The organism is Calothrix sp. PCC 7507 (assembly GCF_000316575.1).
Lineage (GTDB): Bacteria > Cyanobacteriota > Cyanobacteriia > Cyanobacteriales > Nostocaceae > Fortiea.
Genome location: NC_019682.1, coordinates 6,270,859 through 6,294,557, shown reverse-complemented (window position 1 = coordinate 6,294,557; position 23,699 = coordinate 6,270,859). Strand labels below are relative to the sequence as shown.

The 23,699-nt window shown below is 45.6% G+C and carries 24 protein-coding genes; 13 read left to right on the top strand and 11 right to left on the bottom strand.

Going from position 1 to position 23,699, the window contains the following annotated elements:
• Positions 1-135 precede the first annotated feature (135 nt).
• Genes CAL7507_RS27020 through CAL7507_RS27010 form a run of 3 tightly spaced genes read left to right on the top strand, consistent with a single transcriptional unit; the run spans position 136 to position 2,878 of the window.
• A complete protein-coding gene (locus CAL7507_RS27020) occupies positions 136-330 on the top strand; it encodes a heavy-metal-associated domain-containing protein (protein ID WP_015131665.1) in 195 nt (64 codons plus the stop codon).
• A 6-nt stretch (positions 331-336) separates the two neighbouring features.
• Positions 337-2,640, top strand: a complete 2,304-nt coding sequence (locus tag CAL7507_RS27015; RefSeq protein WP_015131664.1) for a heavy metal translocating P-type ATPase — start codon at positions 337-339, stop codon at positions 2,638-2,640.
• A 19-nt stretch (positions 2,641-2,659) separates the two neighbouring features.
• A complete protein-coding gene (locus CAL7507_RS27010; RefSeq protein WP_015131663.1) occupies positions 2,660-2,878 on the top strand; it encodes a hypothetical protein in 219 nt (72 codons plus the stop codon).
• A 212-nt stretch (positions 2,879-3,090) separates the two neighbouring features.
• Here CAL7507_RS27010 and CAL7507_RS27005 read toward each other — a convergent pair whose 3' ends face one another.
• From CAL7507_RS27005 to CAL7507_RS26995, 3 genes are read right to left on the bottom strand one after another with little or no spacing between them, the layout of a single operon-like run.
• Entirely contained in the window at positions 3,091-4,098 is a 1,008-nt protein-coding gene (locus CAL7507_RS27005; protein WP_015131662.1) for an aldo/keto reductase, read from the bottom strand.
• A gap of 27 nt (positions 4,099-4,125) precedes the next feature.
• The gene (locus CAL7507_RS31130) at positions 4,126-5,184 is read right to left on the bottom strand and encodes an NAD(P)-dependent alcohol dehydrogenase (protein ID WP_015131661.1); all 1,059 of its coding nucleotides are present in this window, start codon (positions 5,182-5,184) and stop codon (positions 4,126-4,128) included.
• Positions 5,185-5,239: 55 nt separating this feature from the next.
• Positions 5,240-6,301 (bottom strand): alpha/beta hydrolase, encoded by a 1,062-nt coding sequence (locus tag CAL7507_RS26995; protein ID WP_015131660.1) that lies wholly within the window; start codon positions 6,299-6,301, stop codon positions 5,240-5,242.
• 360 nt (positions 6,302-6,661) lie between these two features.
• On the opposite strand from CAL7507_RS26995, the gene CAL7507_RS31125 reads away from it, so the two are divergent.
• Positions 6,662-7,147: a zinc ribbon domain-containing protein gene (locus CAL7507_RS31125; RefSeq protein WP_083862927.1), complete on the top strand. Its 486-nt coding sequence runs from the start codon at positions 6,662-6,664 to the stop codon at positions 7,145-7,147.
• 1 nt (position 7,148) lies between these two features.
• Here CAL7507_RS31125 and CAL7507_RS26985 read toward each other — a convergent pair whose 3' ends face one another.
• The 5 genes from CAL7507_RS26985 to CAL7507_RS26970 all read right to left on the bottom strand — a co-directional run bounded on the left by CAL7507_RS26985 (position 7,149) and on the right by CAL7507_RS26970 (position 9,536).
• Positions 7,149-7,922, bottom strand: a complete 774-nt coding sequence (locus CAL7507_RS26985; RefSeq protein ID WP_015131659.1) for an SDR family oxidoreductase — start codon at positions 7,920-7,922, stop codon at positions 7,149-7,151.
• A gap of 162 nt (positions 7,923-8,084) precedes the next feature.
• Positions 8,085-8,477: a cupin domain-containing protein gene (locus CAL7507_RS26980; protein WP_015131658.1), complete on the bottom strand. Its 393-nt coding sequence runs from the start codon at positions 8,475-8,477 to the stop codon at positions 8,085-8,087.
• A gap of 133 nt (positions 8,478-8,610) precedes the next feature.
• On the bottom strand, positions 8,611-9,021 hold the full coding sequence (locus CAL7507_RS26975; protein ID WP_236556820.1) for a cyclophilin-like fold protein: 411 nt from the start codon (positions 9,019-9,021) through the stop codon (positions 8,611-8,613).
• Positions 9,014-9,151: a hypothetical protein gene (locus CAL7507_RS33260; protein WP_236556818.1), complete on the bottom strand. Its 138-nt coding sequence runs from the start codon at positions 9,149-9,151 to the stop codon at positions 9,014-9,016. The genes CAL7507_RS26975 and CAL7507_RS33260 overlap by 8 nt, the downstream gene beginning before the upstream one ends.
• Positions 9,135-9,536, bottom strand: coding sequence for a cupin domain-containing protein (locus CAL7507_RS26970; RefSeq protein WP_015131656.1), 402 nt, complete (start codon positions 9,534-9,536; stop codon positions 9,135-9,137). Before CAL7507_RS26970 ends, CAL7507_RS33260 begins: the two co-directional genes overlap by 17 nt.
• Before the next feature lie 209 nt (positions 9,537-9,745).
• On the opposite strand from CAL7507_RS26970, the gene CAL7507_RS26965 reads away from it, so the two are divergent.
• Entirely contained in the window at positions 9,746-10,711 is a 966-nt protein-coding gene (locus CAL7507_RS26965) for an AraC family transcriptional regulator (protein WP_015131655.1), read from the top strand.
• 205 nt (positions 10,712-10,916) lie between these two features.
• On the opposite strand, the gene CAL7507_RS26960 is transcribed toward CAL7507_RS26965, so the two are convergent.
• On the bottom strand, positions 10,917-11,330 hold the full coding sequence (locus CAL7507_RS26960; RefSeq protein ID WP_042342537.1) for a heavy metal-responsive transcriptional regulator: 414 nt from the start codon (positions 11,328-11,330) through the stop codon (positions 10,917-10,919).
• A gap of 387 nt (positions 11,331-11,717) precedes the next feature.
• Between CAL7507_RS26960 and CAL7507_RS26955 the strand changes: the two genes are divergently transcribed.
• Both CAL7507_RS26955 and CAL7507_RS26945 read left to right on the top strand, forming a co-directional pair.
• Complete coding sequence (locus CAL7507_RS26955) at positions 11,718-12,806, top strand: aromatic ring-hydroxylating dioxygenase subunit alpha (protein ID WP_015131653.1); 1,089 nt, start codon at positions 11,718-11,720, stop codon at positions 12,804-12,806.
• 894 nt (positions 12,807-13,700) lie between these two features.
• On the top strand, positions 13,701-15,320 hold the full coding sequence (locus tag CAL7507_RS26945) for a glycosyltransferase family 39 protein (protein WP_015131652.1): 1,620 nt from the start codon (positions 13,701-13,703) through the stop codon (positions 15,318-15,320).
• A 187-nt stretch (positions 15,321-15,507) separates the two neighbouring features.
• Here CAL7507_RS26945 and CAL7507_RS26940 read toward each other — a convergent pair whose 3' ends face one another.
• Complete coding sequence (locus tag CAL7507_RS26940; RefSeq protein WP_015131651.1) at positions 15,508-15,894, bottom strand: hypothetical protein; 387 nt, start codon at positions 15,892-15,894, stop codon at positions 15,508-15,510.
• A 490-nt stretch (positions 15,895-16,384) separates the two neighbouring features.
• Here CAL7507_RS26940 and CAL7507_RS26935 point away from each other — a divergent pair, with 490 nt between their 5' ends.
• Positions 16,385-18,322 (top strand): chloride channel protein, encoded by a 1,938-nt coding sequence (locus tag CAL7507_RS26935; protein WP_015131650.1) that lies wholly within the window; start codon positions 16,385-16,387, stop codon positions 18,320-18,322.
• A 124-nt stretch (positions 18,323-18,446) separates the two neighbouring features.
• Here CAL7507_RS26935 and CAL7507_RS26930 read toward each other — a convergent pair whose 3' ends face one another.
• A complete protein-coding gene (locus tag CAL7507_RS26930; protein WP_015131649.1) occupies positions 18,447-18,860 on the bottom strand; it encodes an AbrB family transcriptional regulator in 414 nt (137 codons plus the stop codon).
• A gap of 709 nt (positions 18,861-19,569) precedes the next feature.
• Between CAL7507_RS26930 and CAL7507_RS26925 the strand changes: the two genes are divergently transcribed.
• The 5 genes from CAL7507_RS26925 to CAL7507_RS32505 all read left to right on the top strand — a co-directional run bounded on the left by CAL7507_RS26925 (position 19,570) and on the right by CAL7507_RS32505 (position 23,421).
• Positions 19,570-20,013 carry an Rrf2 family transcriptional regulator gene (locus tag CAL7507_RS26925; RefSeq protein WP_015131648.1) on the top strand — a complete coding sequence of 148 codons (444 nt, stop codon included), beginning with the start codon at positions 19,570-19,572 and terminating at the stop codon, positions 20,011-20,013.
• A gap of 182 nt (positions 20,014-20,195) precedes the next feature.
• Positions 20,196-21,164 (top strand): adenosylcobinamide-phosphate synthase CbiB, encoded by a 969-nt coding sequence (cbiB, locus tag CAL7507_RS26920; protein ID WP_015131647.1) that lies wholly within the window; start codon positions 20,196-20,198, stop codon positions 21,162-21,164.
• A 91-nt stretch (positions 21,165-21,255) separates the two neighbouring features.
• Positions 21,256-21,798 carry a bifunctional pyr operon transcriptional regulator/uracil phosphoribosyltransferase PyrR gene (pyrR, locus tag CAL7507_RS26915; RefSeq protein WP_015131646.1) on the top strand — a complete coding sequence of 181 codons (543 nt, stop codon included), beginning with the start codon at positions 21,256-21,258 and terminating at the stop codon, positions 21,796-21,798.
• Positions 21,799-22,001: 203 nt separating this feature from the next.
• Entirely contained in the window at positions 22,002-22,490 is a 489-nt protein-coding gene (locus CAL7507_RS26910; RefSeq protein WP_015131645.1) for a tetratricopeptide repeat protein, read from the top strand.
• A gap of 784 nt (positions 22,491-23,274) precedes the next feature.
• Positions 23,275-23,421 (top strand): hypothetical protein, encoded by a 147-nt coding sequence (locus tag CAL7507_RS32505; RefSeq protein ID WP_160166365.1) that lies wholly within the window; start codon positions 23,275-23,277, stop codon positions 23,419-23,421.
• Positions 23,422-23,699 lie beyond the last annotated feature (278 nt).

The following is a 23,699-nucleotide window of genomic DNA, read 5'->3' as shown; positions in this document are numbered from 1 at the left end:
CTCTCCACCCGAATAGAGGGTTTAAGATGAAATCGAGGTGACTCTCAGGCAAAAATCATGAACAACAATGCCTGATATATAAGTTAAGTCAACCTGAAATGGAGTCTTGAAAAAATATTTCCCCCTCTTAAACCTATGACACTCAAACTCACAGTTCCCAACATGTCTTGTTCTGTTTGTGCAAACAATATCACCAAGGCACTTAAAGCAGTTGATGTCAACGCTACGATTGAAGCCGATCCGCAAACTAAGCTTGTCAGCGTAGATACTCAAGCCTCAGAAACACTGATCAAAGAAGCATTAGCTGCGGCTGGCTATCCAGCAGCCTAAAACCACATGGATACTCTCACACTCAAACTCAGAGGTATGAGTTGCGCCGCCTGCGCCAATAACATTGAACAGGCGATTCTCTCTGTTCCCGGGGTGATGGACTGCAACGTTAACTTTGGAGCCGAGCAAGCAAGTATCAATTATGACCAAAGCCAAACCAATTTGGAGAGCATCCAAGCTGCTATTAATGCGGCTGGATACTCATCTGACGCACTTCTAGAAACAGAAATGCTTATGCTTGAAGATGATGCTGAGGTTTTGCACAGGCTAGCAGCACAGCGTCAACTTACCTTAAAGGTGATGGTGGGGGGTGTAATTAGTATTCTCCTGTTTTTGGGGTCACTGCCGATGATGACTGGGTTGAATATACCTTTCATCCCAGCATTTCTACATCATCCTTGGCTACAGTTAGCACTAACAATACCCGTGCAGTTTTGGTGTGGGGGGTCTTTTTTCCGCAATGGTTGGAAAGCTTTTAAACACCATACTGCAACAATGGATACGCTTATTTCGTTGGGTACAGCCAGCGCTTTTCTCTATTCTTTTTTTGTGACGCTCTTCCCAGACTTTTTTCTAGATCAGGGCTTGATACCCCATGTGTATTATGAAGTTGCCGCTATTGTAATTACTTTAATTCTCCTGGGGCGATCGCTAGAAAATCATGCTAGGGGAGAGACTTCTCAAGCTATCCGCAAACTTATAGGACTGCAAGCCAGAGACGCTAGGGTAATCCGCGATGGCGTGGAAATGGATATTCCTATTGCAAAAGTCAGAATCAACGATGTGATTTTGGTGCGTCCTGGGGAAAAAATACCAGTGGATGGCGAGGTGATTGGGGGTGCTTCGACGGTAGATGAAGCAATGGTGACGGGTGAGAGTCTCCCGGTGAAAAAGCAGCCAGGGGATGAGGTGATTGGTGCGACAATTAACGGTGCTGGTGTGTTGCAATTGCGCGCCACACGAGTAGGAAAGGATACTTTTCTGGCGCAAATTGTCCAACTTGTGCAACAAGCACAAGGTTCTAAAGCACCGATTCAGCGGTTAGCAGATCAGGTGACAGGATGGTTTGTCCCGACTGTAATTGCGATCGCGATCGCCACTTTTGTCATCTGGTTTAACTTCATGGGCAACCTCACCCTAGCCACAATCACAACGGTGGGTGTATTAATTATCGCCTGTCCCTGTGCTTTGGGTTTAGCTACTCCCACATCTGTGATGGTGGGAACAGGCAAAGGTGCAGAATATGGCATCTTAATTAAGTTAGCTCAAAGCTTGGAACTGGCACATAAAATTCAAACAATCGTGTTAGATAAAACAGGTACACTGACCCAAGGGAAACCTACTGTCACCGACATTGTCACAGTCAACGGCACAGCCGAGCAAAATGAGTTAAAGATTTTGCAGTTAGCGGCGACAATTGAACAGAATTCTGAACATCCCTTAGCAGCAGCAGTTGTCAAATATGCCCAGTCTCAACAGATAAATTTAACAACGTCGGAGACAATGTCTGCGGTGACTGAATTTGTGGCTCATGCAGGTAGTGGTGTTCAAGGTATTGTTGCAGAACAGCTTGTACAAATTGGTACACAACGTTGGTTAAGAGAACTGGGAATTAAAACAGACGCTTTGCAACAGTATCAAGAACCTTGGGAAACTGCTGGAAAAACTGTGATTTGGATGGCTGTAGATGGAGAAATACAAGCCATCATGGGGATTGCTGATGCTTTGAAACCCTCATCTGCATCTGCGGTGAAAGCACTACAAAAGTTAGGATTAGAAGTAGTAATGTTGACTGGTGATAATCAACAAACTGCAGAAGCGATCGCTCAACAAGTAGGAATCAAGCGAGTTTTTGCTGCAGTTCGGCCAGATCAAAAAGCGGCAATTATTCAGTCTTTGCAAACAGGGGGACTGGGGAAACTTCTTCCCAATCCCCACATTGTCGCAATGGTAGGTGATGGGATTAATGATGCACCAGCCCTTGCACAAGCAGATGTAGGGATTGCTATTGGTACAGGAACAGATGTGGCGATCGCTGCCAGCGATATCACCCTCATTTCCGGCGATTTACAGGGAATTGTCACTGCTATTCAACTTAGCCGCGCTACTATTCGCAACATTCAACAAAATCTCTTCTTTGCCTTTATCTACAACATAATCGGGATTCCCATAGCCGCAGGTATTCTTTTTCCTATCTTTGGCTGGTTACTCAATCCCATTATCGCCGGAGCCGCGATGGCTTTTTCCTCTCTTTCTGTAGTCACCAATGCCTTGAGACTGCGTAATTTCCAACCAAAAATCACCTCTTAATTGCACAAGCATTTAGCCCATGTTCAGTAAATCCATCTTTTGGGTAAGCCTTGCAGGTTTCGGACTCACCGAAACATCACACACAAGCCAATTTCGCTATATAGAGCAACCTGTATGGTTGAAAATTGGTGTGGCGATCGCTGGTTTCGCATTGATTGCCCTAGAATTATGGTGGTTTTTCCTCAGCAAACCCATAATAGGTGACAGGGAACAGGGAACGGGCAATAGGGACAAATGATTAGTCTCTAATTCTTTCCCCCTGCCCCTCCGCTTCTTCGGTGAAACGGTATCATATCCCGCACGGGCGAAGAGCGTCCCGAGTTTGCTGCCCATCAATCCCGAACCTAGAATACCAACTCGCATACTGCGCTTTCTCGTCTATCGCTGCCCCAGCTATCTGCCTTGCTTAGTGAGCTACGGAATGCAACCAGAGAACATATTTTTTGCTGCTCAACGACCCGTCATTTGCTCCAGCTTTTCGGGATACCGCGCTCCTTGCACCGCGATCTTGGAGGCAGCGTCATCGATATCACGCAAATCGTCAGGCGTGAGTTCAACTGAGACTGCCCCGATGTTCTCGTCCAAGCGATCTAGCTTTGTGGTGCCTGGTATCGGCACAATCCAAGGCTTCTGGGCTAGCAGCCAGGCGATCGCAATCTGAGCAGGTGTCGCCTGCTTCTGTTCGGCGATGCTGGCAAGCAGATTAATCAGAGCCTGATTCGCCTTCAGAGCCTCCGGCGTGAAGCGAGGCAGGGTGCTACGGAAGTCGGAACTGTCAAAGGTCGTGTTTTCGTCGATTTTACCCGTGAGAAAGCCCTTGCCCAACGGGCTGTAGGGAACAAAGCCGATGCCAAGTTCCTCTAGGGTCGGTATCACTTCCTTTTCCGGAGTCCTCGTCCACAGCGAGTATTCGCTCTGGAGAGCCGTGACTGGCTGAACCGCGTGGGCGCGACGGATCGTTTGCACTCCCGCTTCAGAAAGTCCGAAATGCTTAACCTTACCTGACTCAATCAGTTTCTTCACCGCTCCTGCCACGTCTTCAATCGGCACGTTCGGGTCAACCCGGTGCTGATAGAGGAGGTCGATCGCCTCCACCTTGAGTCGCTTGAGCGAACCCTCCACGACTTCCTGAATATGCTCCGGTCGGCTATTCAGTCCGGGTGAACCCTTAATGCCACGGGGATCAGAATTCGGACTGATGTCGAACCCGAATTTGGTAGCAATAACCACTTGCCCACGGAAGGGGGCAAGGGCTTCACCCACAAGATCTTCGTTTAGGAACGGGCCGTAGACCTCAGCAGTGTCAAAGAATGTCACACCGCGTTCGACGGCGTCCCCCAGAAGAGCGGTCATCTCCTGTATGTCTTTGGGCGGACCATAAGAAAAGCTCATACCCATGCAGCCCAGCCCGATCGCCGAAACTTCCAGATCACTGTTTCCAAGTTTGCGCTTTTGCATTGTTTTTCCTTCCAGGTTCTAGCTGGGTTATTCAGATTTCAGGGATGCCATATCAATCACGAAGCGGTACTTCACATCGGACTTAAGCAGGCGATCGTAGGCTTCGTTGACTTTCTGGATGGGGATGACTTCGACATCTGCGGTGATATTGTGTTCGCCACAAAAGTCGAGCATCTCCTGAGTTTCCGTGATACCACCGATGTTAGAGCCGGAGAGACTGCGACGACCCATGATGAGGCTGAATGCCGAGACTTCCAGGGGCTTGGTGGGTGCGCCGACAAGGGTGATGTTGCCGTCGAGGCGGAGCAGGTTGAGATAGGCGTTGATGTCGTGCTTGGCGGAGACGGTGTCGAGGATGAAATCGAAGCTGCCAGCGTGTTTCTGCATCTCGTCGGTGTTGCGGGAGACGACGACTTCGTCGGCACCGAGGCGGAGCGCGTCTTCCTTCTTGTTGGGCGAGGTGGTGAAGACGACGACGTGGGCACCGAATGCACGGGCGAACTTCACGCCCATGTGGCCCAGTCCGCCAAGACCGACCACGCCGACCTTCTTGCCCTTGGTGACTCCCCAGTGCTGCAGGGGCGAGTAGGTTGTAATCCCGGCGCAGAGGAGTGGCGCGACTCCAGCGAGATCGAGGTTGGAGGGGACGCGCAAAACGAAGCGTTCATCGACGACGACGCTATCGGAGTAGCCCCCATAGGTGACACCTCCGAGGTGCTTGTCCGGGGAGTTGAAAGTGAGGGTCAGGTTCGGGCAGAAATTCTCAAGGCCAGCTTTGCAATTAGGACAAGTACCATCCGAATCGACCAAGCAGCCGACCGCAGCGAGGTCGCCGGTCTTGTACTTGGTAACTGCCGAGCCAACCTTGGTGACGCGGCCGACGATCTCATGACCGGGAACAATTGGGTAGACCGTGGGCATGAATTCGCTCCACTCGTTACGCACTGAATGCAGGTCGGAGTGGCAGATGCCGCAGAAAAGGATTTCGATCTGCACGTCGTGTTCGGTTGGATCGCGCCGTGCGATCGTGTCAGATGCCAATGGTGATGTTGCACTGGTTGCGGCATAAGCTTTGGCGTTGTACATAAATAGATACTCCTAGTTGTTTATATTCCTGTGGCTCTTGTCAGTTGCTCGCTTATCAACTGAGATGCTGATTGAAAAAGGATGCAAGCTTGTCCCAGGGGATCAGGTTCACCCGGTCATACAAATCGACATGTCCCGCGTTCGGAACGATGTAGAGATCCTTTGGCTCGGCTGCGCGCTTGTAGGCATCTTCGCTGAACTCCCTGGAATGTGCATCTGCCCCCGTGATGAACAGCATGGGACGAGGCGAAATCGTCTCAATATCATCGAACGGGTAAAAGTTCATGAATTTGACGTTGCTGGTAAGCGTCGGGTGCGTTGTCAGCTTTGGCGACGAACCTTTGGGGGTGTGTTCGCCTCTGGGAGTGCGGTAGAAATCGTAAAACTCACGCTCAATGGCGGTGGAGTTCTCGTTCAGTTCATGCACCGTCCCGCCGGTGTATTTGATCTCGCCGCCCGTGAACTGGGCATAGCGTTGTTCAGCCGCCTCTGCGATCGCTTTCTTTCTCTGCTCGAGAGTCGTAGAATGCCTCAGCCCGTTACGGCTGGCTGCACCCATATCGTACATACTTACCGTCGCAATGGCCTTCAGGCGCGGGTCAATCTTGGCGGCGCTGATGACGAAGCTCCCACTGCCGCAAATCCCAAGAACGCCAATCCGGTTTCTGTCAACGAATGGTCGAGTGCCCAGAAAATCGACCGCAGCACTAAAATCCTCGGCATAAATATCCGGCGAAACAACGTTGCGGGGCTGCCCCTCACTCTCCCCCCAGAAGGACAAATCGAGGGACAAGGTGACGAATCCCTGGTCAGCCAGCTTTTGGGCATACAGATTTGCGCTTTGTTCTTTGACTGCGCCCATTGGATGCCCGACAATGATTGCCGGATTCTTGGCATTTTGATCCAAGGCTTTGGGAATGAAGAGATTCCCGACAACCTGCATGTTGTATTGGTTTTTGAACATAACTTTCTGCACGATCACCTTGTCGCTCTTATAGAAGTTGTCCGCCCCCTCGACCACAGCGGACTGCTGTACGGGTGCTTTGTCGAGCGCAAATGCCACCGTTGCGTAGATTGCACCAATCAAGAGGGTTGGTATTAGAACGAGGTGTTTCATTGAGTTCTCCATATGTGTAGGTTTATTTAGCGGGTTAGCTTCGGTTGGGCGCGTCTGCCTTCAACGGAGCCATGTCGATGACGAAGCCGTAGCGCACATCCTTGTTCAGCAGACGCTCGTAGCTTTCCCCGCAACGGTGTCACGGTTGGCGACGAACCTCACTGACAAACGAGCGGATGCCCCGCGCTTTTAAGCCTGGGGAGGTAAGCGGTTGCGGGCTTTAGCCGCCTTGAACTACTCATGATTTGCCTCACATGTGATATATTTATGGGATCGAACAAACGCTGACTATAGTTTGCAAGCTTCAACCTACTCCTGAACAAGCCGTCAAAGCTGAGGAACTGCTGAAAGCGTTTGCGGATGCTTGCAACTATGTCAATGAGCAGGTTAAACCAGGGATATTCAGTAAGACGACGATTCAAAATCTCGTCTACCAAGACATCCGCTGAAGATTTGACGGGCATTCGGGAACGCACCAATGAACTGCCGAGAAACAAGACGGAGCGTAGACGCTCTAACAGTTGGGCTTTCTTCCAACTGCGATTATTTCTGAGCTACAAGAGCGTGAAGTATAGTGTGAAGCTGATTACAGTTAACCCGGCATACACCAGCCAGACTTGCCACAAGTGCTTGCACATCCATCCTGTGAAAGGTAAGTCCTATCGCTCTGGCAAGTCGTTCAAGTGTGGGCATTGCGGCAATCATTGTGATGCTGATGAGAATGGTTCAAAAGTGATTTCAATCGTTGGAGCGGCAGTAAATCCGCTCGGAGGTTCGGTGTTGTCTTGCAACCTTGCAGATCACATCAGGGCTACTGAAAGCCCCCGGCTTCTAGCCGTGGGGTAGTTTACTGCACCGTTTGACCGCCATCGACGACTAAGGTGTGTCCGACGACGAAGGAGGATGCGTCTGAACACAGCCAGAGGACGGCATTGGCGATCTCTTCGGGCTGACCCATCCTGCCAATTGGCTCCTCTGCAATCACCTTCTCCTTTCCTTTAGCAGTGCCGCCAGTGAAGCGATCCATCATCGGTGTGTCAATGTAACCGGGAGCAACAGCGTTGACGCGGATGTTCTGCGAGGCGTAGTCGAGAGCCGCCGACTTGGTGAGTCCGATCACGGCGTGTTTTGCGGCAGTGTATGCGGCTCCGCCCTTGATGCCTATGACCCCAGCACCCGATGATGTGTTCACGATCGCGCCGCCCCCTTGCTTGAGTAGCAGCGGAATTTCATACTTCATGCACAGAAAAACGCCGCGCAGGTCGATGTCTACGATCCGATCCCATTCTTCCTCTTCGATTTCTGCTGTGGGTGTATTTTTCTGCTCCACACCAGCGTTATTAAAAGCAAAGTCCAGCCGCCCGAAGGTCTCAATGGTCTTGGAAAGAGCCGCCTTCACGTCCTCGGCTTGCGTTACGTTGCACTTGACGGCGATCGCTCGTCCGCCGAGTTCTTCGATCATGTGTGCCGTTTCTTGATTGCCCTGTTCTGAAATGTCGGCGACCACTACATTAGCGCCCTCACGGGCAAATGCCAGCGCCGTAGCTCGACCAATGCCGTTCGCTGCTCCAGTCACAAACGCAACTTTTCCTGTGTAGTTTCTATTCTCGTTCGTTGTCATGATTTTTTTCCTTTAATTCTTCACCTAATAAGGTTTTAAAACCACCAGATGCAAAGATCAGTTGGGATATTGCTCGTCGCTGACATGCTCCAGCCAGTCCACAGGTTTGCCATCGAGTTCTTCGTGAATGGCAATGTGCGTCATGGCTGTGGTGGCTGTAGCTCAATGCCAGTGTTTCAGTCCGGGCGGAATTCGGACAACATCACCTGGTTTGATTTCCTGAATTTGTCCGCCCCATTGCTGGACATAACCAGACCCAGCCGTCACTATCAGGGTCTGTCCTAGTGGATGTGTATGCCACGCTGTCCTACCACCAGGCTGGAAGGTTACACTAGCGCCAGCCGTGCGTGATGGGTCGCGTGCTGAAAACAGGGGATCGATGCGGACGGAACCTGTGAAATATTCGGTTGATCCTCTAGTAGAAGGCTGCGAACCTTTCCGAGCGATCTCCACTATCCGTGTGTCATTGTCTGATGTAACTTGTGTCTGACCCGCATGAGCAAGCGCCAAAGTAAGCAGGGAAAATGAGATGATAGTCGTCGCAAGCAGTTTCATTTCCGTCTCCAACTTTCAGGTTTTACTAAACAATCTCTAGGGAAGATGGACTGACCGAAGAGGCAGGGGAGCAGGGGGCAGGGGACAGGGGAGAAAGATACTGAAATTCCCCTGCAAAAAGGGTTCAGAGCAACTATTGAACAAGCTCGATTGTCACTTCTACAGAGCCAGGCACATTCAATGCCTCGATGCCACCGTCTATTTTTCCGAGGATCACGAGTCCGTTTGAGTATTCAAAATCTCGATAATAGATCGCCAAATTTCCCCAAGGAGCGTAATAAGCAATATCTCCAACAGCAGGATCGCTGCCTGGGAGTGCATCTTCTGTAGATAATCTTTTTGGCAGATCGCTGACTTTTTCGGTTCTCGCGTAATCTTCTAAGGTCAGCGTTAATGGCAGCAGGGAAATAAAATCCTGAGTGGTTTTGCTGTCGATCAAAGTGGCTGTAACAATTTTGTCTTTGACCTTGATGTTTATCTGCATACTGTCTGCCTGCTTGGTTGATATTTCAGTCGGCATCTTCAACGAGGCATCGCTAGTCATACTGTTGTCGGCACGGCAGGCTGAGTAACTCAGGGACATCACTAGGGCGAGAACCAAAATCAGCATTCTCTGCTGGCAGTTTTTCCCCTTGATGGAAAACCATCTCAAAAGCATTAAGGTATTCCTTCATACTGCTCGTCGCTGACATGCTCCAGCCAGTCCACAGGCTTGCCGTCGAGCCATTCCTGAATGGCGATGTGCGTAATGGATGTGGTTGCTGTAGCACCGTGCCAATGCTTCTCACTCGGCGAGATCCAAATCGCGTCCCCCGGTCGAATTTCTTCGATCGCACCGCCCCATCGCTGTATAAGTCCACAGCCAGCCGTCACGATTAGGGTTTGTCCCAACGGGTGGGTATGCCATGCTGTCCTAGCAGCAGGCTCGAACGTGACACTAGCGCCAGACGTGCGTGCTGGATCGTGTGCCTCGAACAGGGGGTCAACGCGGACAGTGCCGGTAAAATACTCAGCCTGCCCTTTAGCGGAAGGCTGTGAGCCACTTCTTTTAATGTCCATTTTCTTAATTCCTTTACTTGATGCCATTTCGATGGCTAGTAGGCAAGTCTTTTGCCCAATCGAAACTGAGTTTTTTCTTGAATAAAAATCCAGAATACTTATAAGAAGCCGAAATCATTTTTCCTTGCTTTAGCTTCATCTTAGGCATTTTGAAGGGCAAGCAATAGGACGATCGTCTAAGATTGTTGTACAATCCTGCAAACTTAGAAATGAACGCTGCCAATATCAATTTAATGAACGATACGCAGGCAAAGCGCGAGGCAGACAGAGCGCAAGCCCACAGAGACGAACTGACTGAGCTGATTGCCCAGGCGATTCGTCATGATGGGACGATTGAGCCACTGAAAGGTTTGCACTTCAACCGCGCCTCCTCGCCTTCAGAATGCCTTCATAGTGTCTCTATCCCTGCCTTTTGTGCGATCGCTCAGGGCAGCAAAGAAGTTCTTCTGGGTAGCGATCGCTATCAGTACGACCCGATGCATTATCTGCTGGGTACGGTCGAACTGCCCATTATCAGCCAAATTCTGGAAGCGTCCAAGGCGCAACCGTACCTGAGCCTGCGCCTCGATCTCGACCCCACCCTCGTTGGCTCAGTGATGGTCAAGGCTGGGTATCCCTCATCGCGCAACCGTGCCGATGTGAAAGCGATCGATGTAAGTCCGTTGAATGCAAATTTGTTGGACGCTGTGGTGCGGCTCGTCAGGCTTTTAGATTCCCCTGGTGAAGCTCATGTTCTCGCACCACTGATTAAGCGGGAAATTATTTACCGACTCCTGATGGGAGAGCAAGGTAATCGGCTCCGTCATATTGCAGTTCTGGGTGGCTACACTTACCACATCGCCAGAGCCGTCGAGCGACTTCGTAAAGACTTTAATGAGCCGATCAAGATTGAAAACATCGCCCGAGAAATGGGAATGAGTGTCTCAGGCTTTCACCATCACTTCAAGTCTGTCACTGCAATGAGTCCCTTGCAGTTCCAAAAGCAACTGCGGCTCCAGGAGGCTCGCCGTCTGATGCTGGGGGAAAACCTTGACGCTACCAGTGCTGCCTATCGAGTGGGGTATGACGATGCCTCGCACTTCAACCGTGAGTACAAGCGGCTCTTTGGTGCCCCACCGATGCGCGATGTGGAGCGGCTACGAGAAGCTGCTAGGGAAACTGCTAGTTCAATATGATCGGCAGCAAGATGCCGGGCATCTTGCCAGAAATCGCTCAAACATTGTGGAGACATATCTGTGTAGCGCACCATATGCTGAATGTTTTTGTGCCCTAGATAGTGCTGAATAGATTGCTTGTCGTGCCTATCGTTGAGGGGATTTCCCTATTGCCTTTTGCCTGTTAATTTTTACTTTTGCCTTGTTTGGTCAGCGCATAATCGGACTAAGGTTGGATAATAGAACAAATTTTATCCTGATGCTGACTATCCATATTCTTCCAGCCTGAAAGCAAAACTCTGATTTCGGACTTTAAAGCTAACAGCTGTTCAATTTGATGCTCAATCTGCACTAGCTTGTCTTCCAGCTTTTCTTTAATTTCGCCACAAGGAGGCTGTCCTTGATCATAAACCTTGAGAATATCGCCAATTTCTTCCAAGCTCAGACCTAAGCTTTGCACCCTTTTGATAAATGCAAGACGAGTCAGCACATCTACAGAAAACTGTCGAAAACCTCCCTCAGTTCTGCCTGATGACTGCAATAAACCCAAACTCTCGTAATAGCGAATTGTCCTGATCGGAATTCCGCTCAAAGCTGTTACTTGTCCAATCAAAAGTAATTTATTATCTTGAGTTAATATCATAAAAACCACCACTTACTGTAATTTTTATTACCAACATAATTAAATGCTGACTTGGCGGATAAATTTGCCAAGATTTGCAAAAATTTAATTCTTTACTCCACAAATTTTAAAATTTACTTTACCGAATTTTTTGAGCTAAAACCGACACCATTTGATTTTAACCTTACAGACATAAATTTCTCAACCAGCTTCCAAGAAAGGATTTCATCATTTAAAATTTTACAATCTGGTATATAAAATAGAATGACCCAGGTGAGAAAGCAGATATAACCTACAAAATATTTGTCAAAGAATATAACTAGAGTAACTCTCATTACATTTTTAGGATAGCAAAATTAGGAACTATAAAGATTAACCGCTTCACTTTCAAGTGAAATCCTAAAAATGAATTCCAACTCGCAGAATATTAGCTCAACCCGCAAGCTAAAAACTTTCAATAATCCAGAGCGTTTTATCGAGGGATGGTATTGGGCAATACTTTCCCCTGATCTGCGGGTGGGTGAGGTCAAATCTGTCAATTTATTAGGCAGAGAACTAGTGATTTATAGGGGTAAAGACCGCAAAGCAGTCACCTTTGATGCCTATTGTCCACACATGGGCACTCACCTCGCAGAAGGTAAAGTGGAAGGTAATGGACTACGCTGTTGTTTCCACCACTGGAAGTTTGATGGTGGAGGATTTTGTGTCGATATTCCATGTTTAGATGAACCGCTTCCTATTACATTAAAAGCTTGGCCAACTGCAGAGAAATACGGGATAATTTGGGTTTGGACTGGAGAAACACCATTACAACCTATACCTTTTGTCCCAGAGTTAGAACATAAAGAATGTAGCAGTGTTGTTAGTTCCCACTTCATTACGAATTGTCATCCTAATGTAGTGCTGATTAATACTATTGATGCTCAACACTTCAATACGATTCACAAACTATTATCAGCAATTGTCTTTGAAAAACAGGAATTGAATCAGAATGCTATTACTTTCAGGAATACTACACCCAGTAGTGAAAATGCTTTTTTAATTAAACTTATCCGTCCCTTCTACAAAAATTCTATGGCATATGATGTTTGCTATTGGTATGGTAGCACTGGTACAACAACATTTGGACCCGACTTTCTCCATTTTCACATTATGTTTGCCATGCGTCTTCTAGAAGGTGGAAAAGCAGAGATTCAAACTTTATTGATAGTTAAAAAACACAAAGGAATTTTCAGTTGGTTATATAATCGATTTGTGCTGTGGATAACTAAAATTGCTGCTAATCATTTCCTCAAAGCTGACATCAATATTTTTCGGACAATTAAATTTGATTTAAAAACTCCAATCAAGGCAGATCAGTCAATCATACAGTTTATCAATCATCTTGAAAAACAAACTGCTCTGTCTTGGGGGACTTGGCAACAAGCACGCTTATCACGGGATGAAGAAAGTAGGGAGAATAGAGAGAAATGGCGAGATGTACTAAATGACTAATCACAAAACCACTTGGTTAGACTTAATGTAGCACTCTGCCTGTCGTTGGTGTTAAAAGTACCCAAACAGCATTACTGAGAATATCAGATAATTAATCTCAAATAAAACAATAGATAGATGACTTTGAGTAATATTCTTTTCGGTTGCCCAATTATCAATTGGTTTCACTATAGCAGTCAGCTTTGATTTTTGAACAAAATTAGGTATTGCTAGTGGAACGACACAACTAAAATGATGCAAAAAAAATTGTAGGTTGGTGAGCCACTCACGTGACTTGTTCGCTCTTAGCATTCCCGCAGGGTAGCAACTGGCGTTGAAGTGGCGTTTGAGGAACGTAGACGCGGAGCAACTTCCCGCAGGGTAACCCAACATTATCTAGGCTTTGTTGGGTTGAGGCAATGCGTTACCCAACCTACACCTAATGCAACATTTTAGCCTTGCCACGCCACTACGTATCTTTTCAAAAATCAAATATGATTCTTATAGTTACATAACACAATTCACTTCTGAGTTATGAATATCACTATCTAAAAATCCCACATCTGCTTTTTTAAGTCTGTGGTGAGTTATGAAAATAACATAGCTATTAGTTCCGGAATTTTTGATAATAGAAACCTAAAAATTAAATAAATAAAAATTAAATCAAATACAATCATGAGTATGAAAAAAATCCTAAATGTTGTATTATTTGTATCAGTTTTGTGAAAACCTCTTTTGGTAAGTTGAAGACAAAAAACCAGGTGTATTTGCTAAAAAAATTATTAGCGATCAGAGAAAATTGAGTTAATTTAGAATCTAGCGATCGCTAAACAGGTAGTTAATGGGTGGCAACATTAGAGATTCGCTCTGGTCTCTATGTAATCAAACCAGTAAGCAAAATGATTATCATAGAATATGCAAGAAAGAAGCTTTATTTGGGGTCATCTAGGAAAACAGCACCGCGCAGTTGAAAAATGGATTGACTGGATATGGCTGATAGTAATGTTTTTGGCTGCGGTGTTGCTGTTTAGCATTAATCTTGGGGGTGCGCCACTGCGAGATTGGGACGAGGGCACTATTGCACAAGTTGCCCGGGAAATTTGGCGTGCCCCAGCTGATTCAATGCGTTGGCTTTATCCGACACTAGGCGGTGAACCTTATTATCAAAAGCCACCTTTGATGCACTGGCTGATTGCTTGGGCGTACTCTTTAGGAGGTGTGAATGAGTGGACAACACGCTTCCCAGGAGCAATTTTAACAGCAACTTCAGTACCTTTGCTGTATTGTATTGGTCGAGAAATCTTTCGCCAGCGTTGGGCAGCTGTTTATAGCGCCTTGATTTACCTAACAATGCTACCGGTAGTGCGTCATGGACGATTGGCAATGTTGGATGGCGCGGTAGTAAGTTTTTTGATGGTGATGATGTTGTGTATGTTGCGATCGCGTCGAGATTTACGTTACTGTCTGGGCGTAGGCATCGGCTTTGGGTTAATCTGCCTAACTCAAGGAATATTCGGCATATTATTATGTGCGATCGCACTTGTGTTTCTATTCTGGGATACGCCACGACTACTTACCAGTTACTACTTCTGGATAGCAATCTTCATTGGCAGTATACCTGTAGTTTTTTGGTATTGTGCCCAGTTATTGCATTATGGTCACACCTTTCTCCAAGTGGGCATCCTGCATCAATCCCTCAACCGCATGGGCGCAGTTTCTCTTGGTAAGTCCAAACCACCCTGGTACTATATCCAAGAAATTTTAATCTACACATGGCCCTGGTTATTATTTTTACCGCAAAGTTTCCGCTTGACCTGGGAAAATCGTAATCTCAGCTGGGCAAAACTTGTCTTAGTCTGGAGTGGTGTCTATCTGCTCATCATTTCCTTCATGGGCAGCAAACTCCTCTGGTACTTTTTCCCGATTTACCCCAGTTTAGCCTTAGCTTTCGCTGCCCAGTTAACAGAGACTGACAATTTGCCTTTACTGTCATCCTATCCCCGTTCGTGGGTAACTGGTTTAGCAACACTCGCTGTGGTAGCTTCTGCTGGAAGCATTTTATTTAGCTGGGGTACAGCACCAAAAACCGACTTACAGGTGATTTTTGCCGTAGTTGCCTTAACTATGACCTTAGCAGCGATTTTGGCCGAGCGCGGCGACGGGCAATACCTGAAGATTTTATTTTGGGGAAGTTATATTTCGCTGCTGCTGTTGATGAAATCTAACTACTGGGTTTGGGAATTATGGGAAGCCTACCCAGTTAAACCAGTCGCCACCATGATCACGCGGGCAAACCCAGCAGTCAAGAAGATTTACACATCTTTTCCATACAATCGCCCATCATTGGATTTTTATAGCGATCGCACCATTATTCCTGCATCTCTAGGAGAACTACAATACTATTGGCACTACAACGGACAACCCTACTTCTTACTTAGCACATCTGCTTATAACAATCTCCACCTAGATTCGGTGAAACTAATTGACCAAGCTGAAGGCTGGAAACTGATTACAAAAGATACCAATCGATTGTAATTGGGGATTGGGGACTGGGGACTGGGGATTGGGGATTGGGGATTGGGGATGAGGAGAGAATAATTTATGACTCCTGACTCTTGACTCCTGACAAAAGCCCCATTCCCCATTCCCAATATTAATACTGTATTTTTTGTTTAGATATAACTAAGAAGTATAAAAAAGTGATTTTTGCCAGTAAATTTCCCTATTGCAATTTTTCATGGAATTCATTAGGTTTCTCTGTACTGGGAACTGCTAGGTGTTCATAGCTAGTGCTTTGCTGCGTTAGAGCAATGATACTCAAGAAAATAGCACCTCCCACAGCCAGGGCTACCACAGGGCGTTTGAGAAGGACAAAATCTCGTATAATTCTAGCTAAAGGTCTACTTTGACGACGTAGCGCCGAAGAGATCATTATCTGTTTGAGAGTAAACGGATCGCGGACATAATGGCCATTTCGACAGACCACTAGTCGTTCCTGGCAATACGGACAAGTAAACAAGCCAATGCACGTCTTAACTGGTTTCGGCGTAGCATTTCTTTGGCAAATTGGGCAAGTAACATAATGATTATCAAAGGTGTGTGTATTCATCTACCTCGTCCGCTTAGTCCATTTACTCGCTCTATAACAATAGTCATATTGAATTTTCCCACAACACTTAGTAGACTACCGGATGTGGTCTGACATCAGTCATGCATCACATATAACATTTGTATTTTTACTAAGGATGGCTCAATGGCCGCAACATGAGTATAGCTAGATTTGGCTGACGATGACTCCTCGTTAGTGTTCCTCTATGCTGCACTCACTCAACCCAGACATAGTGCTTTTCTATACAGAATATAGACTCCGCACTGACTCGCACCCTACCACTGCTCACAGACCACTGAATATTAATTCTCCCTCATTTAACCATTCTCCCTATAAAAATTTTGAGCAGTGGAAATTTTTTTTACCAAAACTTTGTAAATTTAGCAAATTAAGGAAATCAAGCATACTTGTCTGGTTGCTAAATCATGGCTCACAATGAGAAGTAACAGACAAAAATTTAAATTTTTTCTTACATTTACCCCGCCTCTCAATGACTCTCTTGCCTCCCACAGAACTGAGGAAGGTGACGGAACAGCCTGCTTTGCCTTCACCTTCTGCCCATTTAGCTCACCTGATTAACCATTTTCAGCCATCTCCAGAAACCGTTGTGCTGTTTTTAGCAGTGCTAATTGGCGGTGGTACGGGTATGGGTGTAGTTACTTTTCACTATTTGATCCAGCTAATTCACGAACTGACGCTAGTAAATTTAATGGGTACGATTGGCGGCTGGGGTGCTTGGACTTTAGCGTGTGTTCCCACATTTGGCGGCTTAATCGTCAGCTTGATGCGCTGGCGCACTCAAGACTTTGGCCCAGGACTTTCATCTCTAATCGCGGCCTCCCAAGGAACAGAACTCAGACAACAGCTACGACCCGTGACAAAAATGTTCGCAGCATCAGTGTCTTTAGGGAGTGGTGCTTCTTTAGGGCCTGAGGGGCCGAGCGTAGAAATTGGTGCCAATTTTGGGATGCTATTGTCTATAGTCCTACAGGTATCTCAGGAGCAACAGCGATTGCTTTTGGGTGCTGGTGCGGCGGCTGGATTGGCGGCTGGATTTAATGCACCAATCGCTGGAGTATTTTTTGCTCTAGAAGTAGTCATAGGAGCTACCTCTTTTGCTACCTCTGCTGTCAGTGTAGTGCTATTGGCAGCGGTAGTAGCAGCATTAATTGCTCAAATTGGTTTGGGGGCACAACCTGCTTTTGCCTTACCTGCTTACCAAGTCCGTAGTCCCCTGGAATTACCCCTCTATCTGGGCTTGGGTTTGGGGGCTAGTCTAGTTTCTGTAGCTTATACTCAATCAATTCGTTTGGCCAAAGCCTGGTTTGCTGGACAGATTCCCGGCTTTGACTTTATGGGACGAATTCCTAAATATATTCATCCCATTATCGGTGGCGTTATTGTTGGTGCTGTTGCTTTATATTTTCCCCAAATTTTGGGCATAGGTTACGGCACTGTGCAAGCGATGCTTCAAGATGTGGAGTTTTCGCTGCAACTATTGGTGGTGCTGTTGGTTATGAAGCTGCTAATGACAGCGATTAGTGCTGGTAGTGGTTTTGTGGGCGGCTTGTTTGCTCCCGCAATGTTTTTGGGTGCTTCTTTTGGTTCGGCTTATGCCAAAGTTGTGGCTTTAGTTGCCCCGATAATTGGCGCACAGATGGCAGCCCCTCCAGCTTATGCAATGGTAGGTATGGCAGCAGTTTTAGCTGGTAGTGTGAGGGCACCATTAACAGCAATTTTGATGCTATTTGAATTAACCCGCGACTACCGCATTGTTTTACCTTTGATGGCGGCAGTGGGTTTAAGTGTCTGGTTAGTGGAGCGCATTAAGCCAACTTTTAATTCTAATACTAATCTCCAACAAATCGGTCTTTCTGAGTTGAAAGATGACAAGGTGGATATTCTCGAGGAAATCTTAGTAGAAGATGCGATGCTCACTTGTCCAAAAAAGCTGCCAGCAACTTTTGGGGTGTTAGAGGCAGCTGTTGAAATGACACGCGATCGCTGTCATAGTGCTTTAGTAATTGATGAAGCCGAGCAATTAATTGGCATCGTTTCTTTAGAAGATATTAACCGCGCCCTTTCCAGTTGGCAAAATTACCAGAATTCACCAAGCGAAATTCAAAGTAATTTATCTAGTCAAACTCTTATGGAAATTTGTACCACTGAAATTCTTTATGCTTGGAGGGACGAACCCTTATCTGAAGCTTTAGACCGTATGGCACTTCGAGGTTTACATCAGTTACCAGTAGTAGCAAGAGATAACCATGAGCGCATTTTAGGCTTACTAGAGCGCGAACAAATTACATTAACTTGTAATTTGGCATTAACACGCAAGGCACTCCGCCGCTATTTACCAGTAGTATCAACAACAGATATAGTCATAAGTCAACAGTCAACAGTCAATGGTCAATATTTAGACTCTTGACGGTTTAACTACCCTTCGGTCGGCTCAGAGTGTTGCGCTCACCGTCAACTCTGAGCGCGGCCGTACCACTTCGTGGAAGCAAGGAGAAGGGTTGACTCTCGACTTTGGACTTTTGACTATATTATTAAGCTGTAACTTCTAAAGCTTCAGCCTCTTCCCTGCCTTCTGGGTCTACCTGTCTTAAACGAATGTGCTTTTTACCCAAAGTAATGAGAAACTCATCACCTGGTTTAAGATTCATCTGTTTAGTATAAGCTGAACCTATTAATAAGTTACCATTCGATTGCACACTAATTCTATAGCTAGCACTACGTCCACCACGCCCGTTAGCGCTGGGTGTGCTATCTAACTGAATACCTTCGGCATCAATTAGGGCATTTAAGAACTTCATCATATTGACACGCTCTATACCATTTTTAGTAACGGTATAGTAGCCGCACTTCTTGGCTTTGTCTTCCTTGCTCTCGCTCTCTAGCTCCTTGACTTTTTTGAGGAGTTCTTCACCGACTAGGGGTTCAATTTTTTTCTGTTTAGGCATCAACTTAGGTCGAAAACGAATGTTTGAAGTGGCTGAATCGATTTTATTTTAGCTGACATTGAGCTAGTAGGAACATACTCCTTTATTTTTCATCTCAGCCTTGCCAAGTATATTACACTCATAGGCATAATTGTTACTCAATTACTAAATATTTCCAGACAATCTATTTTCTAGAATGCTGGCAATGCTGATAACTGTATATAGTTTGTGAATTATTGGTAGACTATACTTGTTTAAGTTTTCTAAACTAACGCTATGGCAGTTGTCAGTCGAATGCAATAAACCCTTGATTGGGGGGTCAGAATTCAAAATTCAGGAGAGTTCAATATTCTGGCTCCTGACTCCTTGGAGGAAAGGTGTATTCCATTCATGTGAAAATTGCGTTAAAAAGGTTGTCTACTTGCTGAACTTGATGATTGAGGCACAAAATTATAAGCAAAACTGATCCTTAGTTATTAGTCAAGAGTCAAGAGTCAACCAATTTTGGATTTTAGATTTGCGATTTTGGATTGACCCCGCGCCACTTGCGGTACTTGGCTCTGGGGATTGAAGATGCAGACGATTTTAGATTGATTACAGACACATGGGGTCTTGCTCGTACCCCAAAAAATCTCAAATCCAAAATCCAAAATCTAAAATTCGGAGGGTCAATATTTGCACTCTGGACTTTGGATTTTTGACTCTTGACTAAACCATAAAGCTGGTGAGCATGAAACTAACTACCAGAGGACACTACAGTGTCAAAGCTTTGCTAGATTTGAGCTTACAACCAAGTTACGGGCCCGCATCTGTCAAAGCAATTGCCAAGCGCCAAGATATCCCTGCTCCTTATCTAGAAAAGTTGCTGATAGAAATGCGTCGTGCTGGGTTAGTGAAATCAATTCGTGGCAGCATTGGTGGATACCAATTAGCACAAGAGCCTGCAAAAATTTCTATAGGACAAATTTTAGAAGCAGTCGGTGAAGCTATTACCCATTTACCCCAATCCACTCCCTCGCCAGCACAAGCTGAAGACTGGGTAACATTTTCTTTGTGGCAGAGGCTCAACCAAAAACTCAAGGAAGCTTTATATAGTATTACTCTGGCAGACCTCTACTATGATGCTCGCAGCTGGCAAGCTTCTATTGGAGAAGAAGCTAGTTTTGTGGTTTAGTCATTGGTCACTTGTACTGTACTGAGGGGAGCCGTAAAGCCTTCTTTACGAGAGGCTTGTCTGCGACACGCTGTTCGCGTTCGCCCACGGCATAGCTTCTCTACGAGATGAGGGGTACGCTTAGGGCGTAGCCTCTGGCAGAGAAGTATTGGTCATTGGTATTCACAAAGGACAAATGACAAATGACATCGGTTGCGATCTTAATTATTGCCACCCTTTTAGATTACTTGATTGGTGATCCTTGGGGTTGGCCTCATCCAGTGCAATTTATGGGGTGGCTAATTTCTCACATTACCAAGCTGGCTCTAAAGTACTGTCATAATTCTCTAACACAACGCATAGTCGGAATCGCACTAGGCATAATCTTAATCGTGGGTAGCGGTGCTATTGGCTGGTTAATAATTCAAAGTGCCAAATGGCTGCATCCTTTATTGGGAATTGCTTTAGAAAGTATTCTCCTAGCTAGCTGTTTTGCTCTCTCTAGTTTGAGAGCAGCAGCAGCTGCTGTTTTACAACCTTTAACAGCCGGAAACTTGGGAGAGGCGCGCCATATTTTAAGGAATTACGTTGGTCGAGATACCGAAAATCTTGCAGAAGGAGAAATTTTGCGTGCGGTTCTGGAAACAGTGACAGAAAATGCTACTGATGGGGTGATGGCTCCGCTTTTTTATGCAATTTTGGGAGCATTCATGCCATTTGTGGGGGCAGCTCCTTTGGCTTTAGCATATAAAGCTAGTAGTACACTTGATTCTATGGTGGGCTATCGGGAAGCACCTTATACTTATTTGGGTTGGTTTAGTGCCCGGTTAGAAGATTGCTTAACTTGGCTGCCTTGTCGCTTAACAGTGATGACTCTGGCACTGTTATCAGGTAGACCGTTGCATGTGTGGCGAATTTGTCGCCGGGATGCTGTTACTGATCCGAGTCCTAATTCTGGGTGGAGTGAGTGCGCCTATGCGGCAATTTTAGGCGTGCAAATGGGAGGTACTAATTGGTATCGTGGAGTAGCTAAGTACAAACCATTTTTGGGAGATGCGATAAATCCGATCACTGCGATTAGCATTCAAACAGCTTTGCAATTAACTGGATATTGCTTTTTACTTTGGTTAGGGGTAGCGATCGCTATATTATTAATACCTCAAAACAGGTAAAGATGGATATGGGGAGATGACTGTTGACAAATGACCAATAAAAAATGACACGCGCAGTGCAGTAAAATTTACCACCCAGGAGTATCAGTCTATGACTATGTCTGTCAAAGTAGTTGAAATTCTCTCATCTGAAGAACTCCGGCGCACTGTGACCCGCCTGGCCTCTCAGATTGTGGAAAGGACACGTGATTTGTCCCAACTGGTACTTCTGGGTATTTATACAAGGGGTCCACTGTTAGCGGAATTACTGGCGCGTCAGATTGAAGTACTAGAAGGTGTAACCGTAGACGTGGGTGCCTTGGACATTACATTTTATCGAGATGACCTCGACCAAATTGGGTTACGGACTCCAGCGAAAACCAATATCTCTTTTGACCTGACGGGAAAAACAGTTGTGCTTGTGGATGATGTGATTTTTAAAGGTAGGACGATTCGTGCAGCTTTAAATGCAGTGAATGAATATGGTAGACCAGAGGTGATTCGTTTAGCTGTGTTGGTAGATAGGGGCCATCGTGAGCTACCAATTCATCCAGATTTTATTGGGAAAAAACTACCTACTGCGAAAGAAGAAGTAGTTAAAGTTTACTTACAAGACTTGGATGGTCGAGATGCAGTGGAGTTGATTGGGGATTAGGGAATAGGCAATGGGCAATAGGCAATAGCTGTTCACTAAATAACTCCTGACTCTTGACTCTTGACCAATGACCAATACCCTCGTGTTGAATATTCTGGGGCCAATTCTCAATTTTTATATAGACAACCAGGATTTTTTGGATAACTTGCTTTCTTGTGGATTACCTGCAATTTTGTCGGCAATTGTGAGTTTTTTTCGGGTGGTTGATATGGCGACATCGTCTGCGACGCATTCCCCCAGATACTTTTGCTTTTGAGGTGACGGCATACGACCAAGCATTAGCTATTAAACCCGACAAACACGAAGCTTGGTACAATCGCGGTAATGCCCTGCGTAATTTGGGTAAATATGCCGAAGCTTTAACATCTTACGACCAAGCGATCGCCATTAAACCCGACAAACACGAAGCTTGGAATAATCGGGGATTGGCTTTGGCTTATTTAAAAAAATATCACGATGCGATCGCATCCTACGACCAAGCCCTATTAATTCAACCCCAAGACAACTGCGCCTACTATAACAAAGCCTGCTGTTATGGATTGTTAGGAGATGTAGATTTAGCGATTGAGAACTTACGACAAGTTATCAAACATAATTCTGAGGAATGTCGAGAAATGCTCAAAACTGACTCCGATTTTGACGGAATTAGAAGTGATATGCGATTTCATGCTTTGATCATGGGTAATAGCTAATAATTACCATGACAACTCTTGTTTTTCTTCATAGAACCAAGCTTCAACCAAAAATACTTGTCTGCTTTTTACCTCCACTATTTCAGATTTACTTGACAAAATGTCTCTTACATTACCGATTTTCTCAGATAAATAACTTTAGAAATCAACCAACTGTCAGTACATCAGTTATGACTATTAAAGGTACTAAAGACAATATTCTGACAAGTGAATAAATAATTTAGTACTAGACCAATAAATTAATCAGATGTGTGTTATTCTCGTTATAGGAATCGAAAAAGTAAAAGTCCAAAAAACTTACCGTAAAAATTGAGACGATCTCAAGAAAGTTCTTTTGTTCTGGTAAATCTGCTTCATTAGCTACAGTTTCTTACGACGAACAGATAAAACCAGGTGAACTAGAATAGCGGTCTTCGTAATAAATTGAAGTCAATTAGAACTTGCCTGGATGTTAGCCAGCAAGTGTTGCTTAACCCAGTTAATATTACCCACCAGATGTGATTAGCTTGAGAGTCTGGGAAGAAAGACTCTTAGTACAGTTTGACAAACGGATAGCAATCAGGCCACTAGTGCCAGCGAAAGCAACTATTTTCATTTGCAAACTATGTTTTGGCAGTTACTTACCCTGAAAATGGAAACTTTAATCAGAGCGAGTACCATTCCACATAGGCAAAAGCTATCAAGATGTTACTAAGTTATAGCATCAGGATTAGCTGATGCAGACATAGCAGTAGTTGTGTGGCTCCTACCTTTAGGCTGAGATTTATCCCCACGCACAAATTAGGTGCAATGTAGTGATGTTCAAAAAGTACCTACTACTACAGCAGTTGCTTGCTCAGTAATTGAGGATATTGGCACGTTCACCCGCAATGATAAAGTTATCCTCGGCTATGACATCAGCACAATCGAGAAAGTTGTAGTCAGCATTTAAAATGGATTGCAGTTTTGGTTGGTTGTGTGGTTTTAGGAAACAACTCTGCGTGAACTTGAACTGCTACTGTAACCACTCTTAAGATTTGAGCAACTTACGGGATTCTGTTACAACCATCCGCAATGCTTGAGTCAGGTCTTCAATGCTTCATCATCGGGAGACGGAGATTTCCTCTACATGAACTTCAAACTGTTGTACTCTGCAGGATTTTACTACACAAACATCACTTCCTTTGGGGAGATCTTCTTACAGTGTGTCTGGTAGCACTTGCAATATCC

What these genes read in the sequence shown, in the direction of transcription:
- CAL7507_RS26995 (WP_015131660.1), bottom strand. Translation starts at nt 6,301, where the DNA reads ATGAAACACCTCGTTCTAATACCAACCCTCTTGATTGGTGCAATCTAC.
- CAL7507_RS26980 (WP_015131658.1), bottom strand. Translation starts at nt 8,477, where the DNA reads ATGAAACTGCTTGCGACGACTATCATCTCATTTTCCCTGCTTACTTTG.
- CAL7507_RS26940 (WP_015131651.1), bottom strand. Translation starts at nt 15,894, where the DNA reads ATGAATACACACACCTTTGATAATCATTATGTTACTTGCCCAATTTGC.
- CAL7507_RS27005 (WP_015131662.1), bottom strand. Translation starts at nt 4,098, where the DNA reads ATGCAAAAGCGCAAACTTGGAAACAGTGATCTGGAAGTTTCGGCGATC.
- CAL7507_RS26935 (WP_015131650.1), top strand. Translation starts at nt 16,385, where the DNA reads ATGACTCTCTTGCCTCCCACAGAACTGAGGAAGGTGACGGAACAGCCT.
- CAL7507_RS26970 (WP_015131656.1), bottom strand. Translation starts at nt 9,536, where the DNA reads ATGGACATTAAAAGAAGTGGCTCACAGCCTTCCGCTAAAGGGCAGGCT.
- CAL7507_RS33260 (WP_236556818.1), bottom strand. Translation starts at nt 9,151, where the DNA reads ATGAAGGAATACCTTAATGCTTTTGAGATGGTTTTCCATCAAGGGGAA.
- CAL7507_RS26925 (WP_015131648.1), top strand. Translation starts at nt 19,570, where the DNA reads ATGAAACTAACTACCAGAGGACACTACAGTGTCAAAGCTTTGCTAGAT.
- CAL7507_RS27020 (WP_015131665.1), top strand. Translation starts at nt 136, where the DNA reads ATGACACTCAAACTCACAGTTCCCAACATGTCTTGTTCTGTTTGTGCA.
- cbiB (WP_015131647.1), top strand. Translation starts at nt 20,196, where the DNA reads ATGACATCGGTTGCGATCTTAATTATTGCCACCCTTTTAGATTACTTG.
- CAL7507_RS26985 (WP_015131659.1), bottom strand. Translation starts at nt 7,922, where the DNA reads ATGACAACGAACGAGAATAGAAACTACACAGGAAAAGTTGCGTTTGTG.
- CAL7507_RS27010 (WP_015131663.1), top strand. Translation starts at nt 2,660, where the DNA reads ATGTTCAGTAAATCCATCTTTTGGGTAAGCCTTGCAGGTTTCGGACTC.
- CAL7507_RS26945 (WP_015131652.1), top strand. Translation starts at nt 13,701, where the DNA reads ATGCAAGAAAGAAGCTTTATTTGGGGTCATCTAGGAAAACAGCACCGC.
- CAL7507_RS31125 (WP_083862927.1), top strand. Translation starts at nt 6,662, where the DNA reads ATGCTTGCAACTATGTCAATGAGCAGGTTAAACCAGGGATATTCAGTA.
- CAL7507_RS27015 (WP_015131664.1), top strand. Translation starts at nt 337, where the DNA reads ATGGATACTCTCACACTCAAACTCAGAGGTATGAGTTGCGCCGCCTGC.
- CAL7507_RS26930 (WP_015131649.1), bottom strand. Translation starts at nt 18,860, where the DNA reads ATGCCTAAACAGAAAAAAATTGAACCCCTAGTCGGTGAAGAACTCCTC.
- CAL7507_RS26955 (WP_015131653.1), top strand. Translation starts at nt 11,718, where the DNA reads ATGAATTCCAACTCGCAGAATATTAGCTCAACCCGCAAGCTAAAAACT.
- CAL7507_RS26965 (WP_015131655.1), top strand. Translation starts at nt 9,746, where the DNA reads ATGAACGCTGCCAATATCAATTTAATGAACGATACGCAGGCAAAGCGC.
- pyrR (WP_015131646.1), top strand. Translation starts at nt 21,256, where the DNA reads ATGACTATGTCTGTCAAAGTAGTTGAAATTCTCTCATCTGAAGAACTC.
- CAL7507_RS31130 (WP_015131661.1), bottom strand. Translation starts at nt 5,184, where the DNA reads ATGTACAACGCCAAAGCTTATGCCGCAACCAGTGCAACATCACCATTG.
- CAL7507_RS26975 (WP_236556820.1), bottom strand. Translation starts at nt 9,021, where the DNA reads ATGACTAGCGATGCCTCGTTGAAGATGCCGACTGAAATATCAACCAAG.